Genomic DNA, 9,789 nt, shown 5'->3' on the forward strand with positions numbered 1-9,789 from the left:
ATTATTTGTAAAGTTTTTTTGTTTTTCTAGCTCACTCTCCTCAATTAGATATGAATTAACTCTTTATTTTTTAAGAATATTGAATATGAAAATCTTTTCAAAAAAAAAGATGGGATATAATAGAAAATGGAGAGTATTATGAAAAATATAAAGATAAAGAGGTTAAGTTGTTTTTTGACTGTTTTAGTTTTCGTTTTTGTTGTTTTTTCGGGTAGTTCGTCAGTTTTTGCTGTTGATGATTTTGATTTTATACAAAATAAGGTTGATTCAGGGACAAATATGATTAATCTTGGTAATGAAACTTATATACCGGGCAGTGTAAATACTGTTCTTGTTAATAAGGACAGTGTTGTTATTAAGGGGTCTTCTGCTAATTCTAAGGCTGTTTTGGATGGTGGTGGTAGTGGTTCTAGGATAATGAGTGTTACAGGGGATAATGTTCATTTGGAGAATTTAGTTTTTAAAAATGCTGATGTGAATGCTTTTGGTGGAGCTTTGGCTTCGTATGGTGTTAATTTGACTATTGTTAATTGTGAGTTTGTAAATAATAAAGCAATGGTTGGAGCAATAATTTTAAGTAATGAATCCACTAATGCGGTTATTCAGAATTGTGTTTTTGTTAATAATCAGGCTGCTTATTCTAACGAAAGTGGGGGTGGTGGAGGTGGAGCCATAGATTCACACTCTTCAAATGGACAAATTATAAATTGTACTTTCACTAATAATACAGCTATTGAGATTGGAGGAGCATTATATTTTATTTTTGGTTCTAATAATACTGTGACTGGATGCACCTTCCAAAATAATACTGCGCCACATGGAGGAGCAATTTATACAGGAACTGCTGGAACAACATTGAAGATTTCAAGATCAACATTCGCTAATAATAAAGCAAATAATAATGGTGGAGCGATTTATTCTACTAATCTATTAAGTATTGATGGTAGTAATTTTACAAGAAATTTTGCTCCTAATGGAGGATCAATATACTCAATAGCTAATTTAAATGTAACTAATAGTGTTTTTAAAGAAAATAATGCAACAAATGGAGGTGCAATTCGAAGTACTAGTGTTATTAATATCAGAGGATCTGTTTTTGATTTGAACAAAGCTAGTAATGGTGGAGCCATATATTCCACAAACACATTAAATATGGTTAATAATAATTTCACAAATAATAAGGCAACTAACAATGGAGGGGGAATTTATACAGATAATGTTTTAGCTATAAGTGGTAGTTCTTTTGTAAATAATGTTGCAACTAATAATGGTGGTGGAATTTCTGTTTTAAGTACTAGTAGAACTACTATAGCATCTACTAAATTCACGAGTAATTCTGCGAAAAATGGTGGTGGAGTGTATAATAATGCACCATTAGCTATTTCTAATTCTTATTTTAATTCTAATAAGGCAAATGCTAATGGTGGAGCTATATATGCTAATAAGAATTTGAATATTAGTGGAGGAAGTCTTACAAGTAATTCTGCTGGTTATGGTAGTGGTATTTATAATTTAGCTAATTTGAGAGTTTCTAAGGTTTCAATTAGTTCTAATATTGCAAATGTTATAAGTATTTCGCTTAAAACTCCAACTGTAGTTAAACCTGGTAACAAATTAACTGTTAATATTTATTTAAAGACTGGGGATAATATTCTTGGAGCAATATACAATAGTAAAGGTAATACTTATATAAATGGATCTAGAAAAACACCTTCAGATAAAACACCAGATAAAATTTTCTCTTCAGCTATTGCTGGTAGTAAAAAGTCTATTAAATCTAATATTAATGGTGTAGCTGCAAGAACTTATACTGTATCTAAAACTGCTAAAAAAGTTGTTGTGTCAGTTAGCTATTCTCAAGGTGGTAAAAAATGGACAATATCCGAATCTGTTAAGGTAAGTAGTACAGCTCCATCAACTCCTAAAACTAAAACTTATACAAATAAAAAATCAGTTTCGACTGCCTCTTCAGCTTCAAGTGGTTCTGGTAAAAGTGGGAGTAGTGTGACTGTTAGTCTTTTAAATCATGAAAATTCTCATTTAGCTAGTTTAGTTAATATGTCTAAATATACAATTAGCTCTAAGAAGATTAGCTATTGGAATCTTAAAAAGGAAAGCTATACTGCAGTAACTGATTCTCTTTATAAAGTCAATAAAGATGGTTGGTACTCTGGTACAATAAACAGTAAAGGTGGTGTTGTTTGGAATAAGATGAGTAGGAAACCTAGTACAACTGGAACTTGGTTTAATCTCAGTTCAGATTCTAACACTTCAAACTCTAAAAGAAAATATAGCATTGGTAAAATAGTGCCTAAATATGCAAATAATACTTCAGAATCACCACTTTCATTTTTTGTTTCAGTTAAAACTAGTATTAGTCATAAATCTTTGACTCCATATATAAGTTATACTTATGAGTTGGTTAATAAGAATACTAAAACTAAAAAGACAGTTAGATTTTTTGAAAAGTCAGATATTAGTATTTATTTTGCATCATATTTATCAGCTTCTGAAATTAAAAACTATTCTGGAGCATTGAAATCAACATATAATTGTCATGTTAATAATAGTGCAATAAAAAAACAAGTTGTTAGTATGATTTCTAAAATTAGTGGAGAATTAACTCCTAAAGTGAAAGCCGTAGCTATTTTTAATTGGCTAAAAAATAGGCATAATTATAGGGGTTATTCTGACACATGGTATGGTGCAGTCAATTCATTAAATCTTGTGTTGAAAGGTAAAATCGGACAAAGTCTAATTAATTGTGCAGATCAAGCACATTTGACTATAGCTCTGTATAGAACTATGGGAATTCCAGCTTTTTATGAACATGGGTATTGTAAATTCAAACATAATTCTTCTGGACATTATTGGGCTAAAATTTATATTTCCGGCAAATGGTATATGTTAGATACAACAAATTCAGGTAATGGATTTAATTCTCATACATGGAAGCTACTGAATATAATAGGAAGGTATTATGAATTGAATGAAAAGATTGGAAATAAAAAAATATCTTCAAAAATTTTGAAGGAGTTATAATAATGGAAAAAAATAAAATATATTTAATTATTCTATTTGTAACAATTGTACTATTATTTGCATTTATTTTTTCAATAGAGAATAATAATAAGCAAGAAAATGAAAAAAATCAATCAATATTGAATAATAAATTAAATGATAGTATTAATAATAATTTAACTAATGATTCAAATAAAGCATTGAATAATGGGTCTATTGGGAAAAATAACATTATAAATGAAAAAAGTGATTCAATAAAAAATAATAAAATTAATAAAAATCAGGATACATTTAAAATCCCAAAAAATGCGAGATTATCACTAACGCAAGTACAAAAAATAGCTGATAGAGGTGCAGTAAAAGGAGAATATGCAAAAGTATTGGGTACTTTTAAACATGATGGTCAAATTTTTTGGAATGTAATTATATATGATAAAAAAACAGGGAAACAAAAAAGAAGCTTTGTGGTCAACGATAAATATGGAAGTCAAGAATTAATGTAAATTTTTCAAATAAAAAAAACAGATATTTGAGTATTAGTGGTGATGAAATTGCTGTTTAATAAAGAATGTATAATGGTTTTAACCATTTTAATGGTTTTAGGTTTTTCTGTGTCTGGTGTTAGTGCGGGTTCTCTATTTATAAATGAGTCTTGGACTAATGAAGATATTCAGGATGCTCTTTGGAATGATGGTAGTATTGATGTTTTGTATTTTAATTCTACTAGCCTTGGTGGTGTTTATAGTGGAATTGATTTGTTGATTGATCGTGCTATGTCTATTGTTTGTGATGTTGGGGTGGTTCTTGATGGAAGTCTTGGTGATAATCCTGTTACTTCAGCATTTACTATTTCGGAAGATAATGTTATAATTAAAGGATTTACATTTTTGAATTATGGTATGTGTGTTATTGGTTCTGGTGTGAACAATATTTCTATTATTAATAATAGTTTTGATGGTTTTGATTTAGCTATTGAGTTTGATACTGTTAATGGCTTGAGTGTTGTTAATAATAGTGTTTCTTCTTCTGGTGAAGGTGTAGCTGTTTCAGTTAGGGAATCTAATAATGTGAATATTACTGGTAATAATATTAGTGGTGTTGATTCTGGTATTTATCTTTCTGAGTCTAATAACACTAAGATTAAGGATAATAATATTAATAATGTTGAAAGTGATGCTATTTATGCTGATACTGTTGATGGTCTTGATGTTGAAAATAATAATGTCGATGATGCAAGAGGATCAGGAATTAATGCTTATAATTCTAAAAATTTGAATTTGAAGAAGAATAAAGTTAGTAATGTTGGTGGCGATGGTGTTGTTGTAGATACTGCTTCTAATGTTGAAGTAAGTGATAATACTGTTGATGGTTCAAATGGAGGTATTTCTGTTTATGATGCCAATGATGTTAAAATAAAAAACAATAAAGTTGTAAAATCTCAGGAAAGAGGTATTTCTTTATATAATGTTAATAAATTAACTATTGATGATAATACTGTCAATTCTGATGGTGATGCTATTGTTATTGATACATCTAATAATGTTTCTTTTACTAACAATAAGTTTTCTGGAGGATCTTCTGGTGTTTCAGTAACTGAGGTAAATAATGCTAATATAAGTAAAAATATTATTAATAGTTCTGGTATTGGAATTTATTTAAACGATGTTGGCACTGTTAACATACTGGATAATACTATTAATTCATCTGGCAATGGTATTGATGGAAATACTATTTCCAATGTAAATATAGCTAATAATAAAGTTTATAGTAATGATGTGGCTATTAATATTGATACTTTGGATAATGGAATAATAGATTCAAATCTTATGAATCGTGGGAATAATGGTATTTTTTTAAGTAATGGTGATAATGTAATAATTTCTAAAAATAATATTTCTAATGTAAATAATATAGGTATTTATATAGATAGGTTAACTAAGGGTCACGTTTTAAACAATAATATTAAAAATACTGGATATACTGGTATGGAGTTGAATGGGTTTGATAATTGTAAGGTAATGTATAATAATTTGAAAGATGTTGGATATCCTAATGGAGGTTATGGCTTATATCTAGAATCTCCTTTGAATACTGTGATTAGCAATAATCGTGTTGAGGTTAGTGGATATGATAGTATATATGTTTCTAATGCAGATAATATTAGTATAATTAGTAATTTCTTAGAGCATAATGGTTTCAATGGCATTTATGCAGAATCTATTAAAAATTCTGTTATTAGTTCTAATCATATTTTTTACCAATCTTTTGCTAATGGTATTCATGTGATTGAAGGTGATAATTTAATAATTACAAAGAATAATATTTTCTTACATGAAATGGGAATGTTATTAGAATCTGTTTATTTCAGTAAAATATCTTTTAATACAGTTTCAGAGGGTATTATGGAAGGTATTGATCTTTATGGTCAGAATAATGATATTTTTAATAATACGGTATTCAGCATTAATCGTGATGGTATTAGTATAATGTCAGGAACTAGTAATAAGGTTTTTAATAATTATGTGCATCATGTTGATGGTGCGGGTATTAGTTCTTATGATGTTGGTAATGAGATTACTAAAAATATTTTGAGGAGTAATTATTTTAATATTTATATCGAATCTGATAATAATTATATAGCTTATAATAATATCTACAATTGTAGACATTCTGGAATATGGATTAATGGAGACAATAATCGTATTAAATATAATAAACTTATCAATGGCTTTAAATCTTCTGGAATAAGAATTACTGGGGATCATAACTATATTTATAAAAATAAGATTTCAAACACTAAAATTGGGGTTAATATTGTTGGAAGTTATAATAAGGTGCTTAAAAATACTATCAAGTCTAAGAAATATGGTGTTTTTGTTAAAGGAGATAGGAATTCTGTTAAAAATAATCGTTTAAGCAGTGGAAATTTCGGTGTTTATGTAAATGGGTTTAAAAATGCGGTGCATAGTAATATGATTAGGTCTAAAAAAATTGGAATTCATATTTATGGATATCAAAATTCAATATATAAAAATAGAGCTAATAATAATAAGTATCAAGGGATTAAAGTTTTTGGAAATAAAAATAAAGTGTTAAGTAATATCTTTAATAGGAATAAGGGTCATGGGATCAAAATTAATGGTGATAAGAATCTCGTGTCTAAAAATTCTGTAAAAACGCTTGGAATTAAAGTAAATGGTGATAGAAACATTATATCTAATAATAAATTAGGTAAAAATAAGACTCATAGACTTTGTATAAATGGATATAAAAATAAAGTTAAGAAAAATAAAAATTAATTTCAGTTTTTTGTATTTTTAGAAAATTCTTCTTTTTGAAGAATTTTTCTATTGTTTATATAATGTTAGAAGATCATTGATGTTGAGTAGAAGGTGATATTTCTACATTGATAAATAAAGAGATGAAAATTGATAGGTGTGAAGTTTTGATTGTTTTTAGTGTTGATAATTCTTTTTTCGTTTATTATTCGAAATGTTAAAACTGCTCAGAAAAAAAAATAGTGATTATAACGGTTTAAGTAATAATAACTGGAAATATATCTAAAGAAAACATTTCTAAAAATATAAATTCCTTAAATAATAATCAAAGTGAAGAAAGAAGCTATCATGATAAAAGTATGCTTAAAAATAAAAAAGGTAATGTTCCATTTAATATTCCAAAAGATGCTAGGTTATCCTATTATCAGTTAAATAAGAATTAAAAGGAGTTAATGGTCAATTAACTTCTTTATTTAAAGCTAAAACCATTATGAATAGGTAAAACAAAAAGAAAAATACAAACTTTATAGAAATAGTCGTCATAGTGATTTATGGTCTATTCCAAGAATTAAAATATTAAAAATTCTGATTTAGCTAATCATAAGTGAATATTAGGGTTGTTATTTGTTTGAAATTATATATAAAAAGTTGGTGATTTTTTTGTTTAAGAAAGGAATTTTTGTATTATTTGGATTGTTATGTATATTATTAATTGTTAATAATGTAAGTGCTAGTAGTTATTCTATTAGTAATTCTACAGATGTTACTACTATTTCCAAAATGGTTAGTGGTAAGATACCTATGAAAAATGGTGAATTTATTAAGAATGGGGATGTTGTTAAATTTAATGCAGGGAATTATAAAAATATTAAGCTAGTTGTTAATAAAAAGATTGTTTTAACTAAGAGTGGTAATAATAAAGTTAATTTTATTGGTAATGGTAGTGGAATTGCAATAAAAGTTAATTCTAATAAAATTAAGATTAATGGTTTGAGGATTAAAAATTATGAGTATGGCATCTATGGTAAGATTACCAGTAGTTCTATTAGCAAGACAATTTTACATGGAAGCTCAATTAAGATAGTAGGAAAGTACAATAAATTTTCATATAATAAACTTTCAGGATATATGGAGGTTTCTGGGAAATATAATAAAATATATTTGAATAAATTATATGGATATTCTATATCAGTCCATGGTTTTAAGAATACTATTTTGAAAAATCGATTAGTGGGATCTAAGACATATTCAATTGATGTGTCTGGAAGTAATAATCTAATAACATCCAACTATATGCATGGATATAGTAGTAGTGATAGTACTGGACTGTCTATTTCAGATGGCTCAAACAATAAATTTTATTATAACACTATCATTAAAGCTTATTGGGGAATAAATATTTTTGGAACTAAAAATGTATTCTATAAGAATAAAATTTATAGATGCAGAATCGGAATACAATATGAAGATAAGACTAATAACTGTATAAAAAATATTTTTAAGAAGAATAAGAAAAATATTCTTTTTTCTCCACCAACTACTGGTCCTCCTGAAGGAGTATATTGAATTAAAAAGTTTTTTAGATAATCTATAGTAGAAGATATTTGTAATTAATATTGTAGTTTTGAAAAGAGTATTTCTATTGAAATACTCTTTTAGTTATTAGTTATTTAGCTGTTTTCTAGGTATTTATTATAATTATATTATAAATCTTATTTCAGTTCTTAGAAATGAAAGCAACCATTGAGCTTAGCTAATGAATAAATATGGATTCTATTATTTTGAGTGATAAAAGAAGAATGTTTGGTATAATCCAAGCGTATTCTGTGCAAAATATTTTTTGTGCTGTTAAAAAATTGTTAAGAGGGATATAATGAAGAACAAAATAATAATTTTAGTAGTAATATTGATTCTAATTTCAGGAATTGCTATATATGTTGCAACAACAGAAAATACAGAGAATTCTATTAAAACATCTAATAATAACAAGAAGAATTTGACTAATATGTCTATAGGCCAAAATAATACTACAAATGAAAGAACCCAAGATTTAAATAAAACAGTTAAAATTAAAGATAAGTTCATGGTAACTGAAAAGATAGCTAAAGAAGACAAAATTTACATCTACTATGATAGTGGGTACAATGGACAAGATGATATCCACAGAGGACTATTTATACATATACTAAATAGTTCTGATGAACTTGAAGGTGATACACAGTTCAAAATAATATATGTAGTAGTGAGATTCCAAGATAACAATGATAAAACAGTTTATAAAACATATAATCCAAATAATGGAGACAGTATAAGAGTAAAAGTTCCAAAAAATTTGACACCAATATCCACTACAGTTTATTATAAAGCCAAATAAAAAAACAAAGATGGTTATAACGATATGTTCATTAATCAAGCTTAATTTCTGAATATAATTGTATCAAAATATTTTTGTAGCAAAAACTATGTTTATAAACAAAAATTTAGCAAAACCCTCTTAAATGGAGTTGAAATATTGGATTGTGTAATTAATTAGAAGATAATAATGGTGATATTATGTTAAAAAAAATAATTATTGCATTAATATTATTATTAACAATTTTGTTTGTTGTTAATAATGTTAATGCAGCTACTTATACTATAAGTACTAGTAATAGTACTTCGAGTATAGATGTTTTTTTGAGTGATGAAGATTGGGAAAACCCTTCTCCTTTAGCTAATGGGGATACTGTAATATTTAAGGCAGGGAAATATAATTTAGATTTAAATGTTAATAAAGCTATCAAACTTAAAGCTAATGGGAAAGTGACTGTTAATAATATTTTTATTTCTAAAAATACGATAGTAACTGGTTTCATTGTAAAAGAAGGTTTTTATGCACATAAATCTAATAATATTTCTAAAAATACTATAGGATATTTACAGTTATTTGGATCTAAAAGTCATATTATTAATAATATTATAAAAGGAGGATTATCTGTTCATGGCTCTAATAATGTTGTTAAGAACAATTATATTTCTTCAGAATCATCTATTGATGGTAGAAAAAATATAGTTACTTCTAATACATTCAAGAAAAATGTTTATATCTATGATAATAACAATAAAATTGTTGGTAATAAAGTAGCTACTAATTATAAAATTTTTACTAGTGGGAAAAAGAATATATTAAAAAATAATAAGCAGTCTTACAGGGACTTAGCTTTAAGTAATGTTGGAAAAATTAGTAAAGGGCATGTTCTATCTGTTAAAAATGTTGGGACTAAGTCTACAAAAGTTTGCTATATTAAAATAGATAATTATGATAGGACTGTATATAAGATTAAAGTTCCTGCATTAAAAAAAGGAAAATCAACAAAAGTAATCATACCTAAAAGGATAATTAATAAGCTTAAATATAGATATTATGAAACAACTTATTATGGTGGTTATATCTATTTGGATAATAAAAATAAGAATAAAGATGCTGATTTATCAAATAATCGTTTAGATC

At 26.5% G+C, this 9,789-nt stretch carries 6 protein-coding genes; all 6 read left to right on the forward strand.

Going from position 1 to position 9,789, the window contains the following annotated elements; genetic code table 11:
- Nucleotides 1–138: 138 nt before the first annotated feature.
- Nucleotides 139–3,042, forward strand: a complete 2,904-nt coding sequence (locus MBCUT_RS09150) for a transglutaminase-like domain-containing protein (RefSeq protein WP_067260379.1) — start codon at nt 139–141, stop codon at nt 3,040–3,042.
- 2 nt (nt 3,043–3,044) lie between these two features.
- Entirely contained in the window at nt 3,045–3,524 is a 480-nt protein-coding gene (locus tag MBCUT_RS09155) for a hypothetical protein (protein ID WP_067260380.1), read from the forward strand.
- 42 nt (nt 3,525–3,566) lie between these two features.
- Nucleotides 3,567–6,320: a right-handed parallel beta-helix repeat-containing protein gene (locus MBCUT_RS09160; protein WP_084270794.1), complete on the forward strand. Its 2,754-nt coding sequence runs from the start codon at nt 3,567–3,569 to the stop codon at nt 6,318–6,320.
- Nucleotides 6,321–6,959: 639 nt separating this feature from the next.
- Nucleotides 6,960–7,865: a NosD domain-containing protein gene (locus MBCUT_RS09165; protein WP_067260382.1), complete on the forward strand. Its 906-nt coding sequence runs from the start codon at nt 6,960–6,962 to the stop codon at nt 7,863–7,865.
- A gap of 307 nt (nt 7,866–8,172) precedes the next feature.
- Nucleotides 8,173–8,673, forward strand: a complete 501-nt coding sequence (locus MBCUT_RS09170; protein WP_067260383.1) for a hypothetical protein — start codon at nt 8,173–8,175, stop codon at nt 8,671–8,673.
- A 179-nt stretch (nt 8,674–8,852) separates the two neighbouring features.
- On the forward strand, nt 8,853–9,789 hold a 937-nt coding region (locus MBCUT_RS09175), incomplete at its 3' end, for a hypothetical protein (protein WP_157082564.1).

Origin of the sequence: Methanobrevibacter cuticularis (assembly GCF_001639285.1) — an archaeon.
Lineage (GTDB): Archaea > Methanobacteriota > Methanobacteria > Methanobacteriales > Methanobacteriaceae > Methanobaculum > Methanobaculum cuticulare.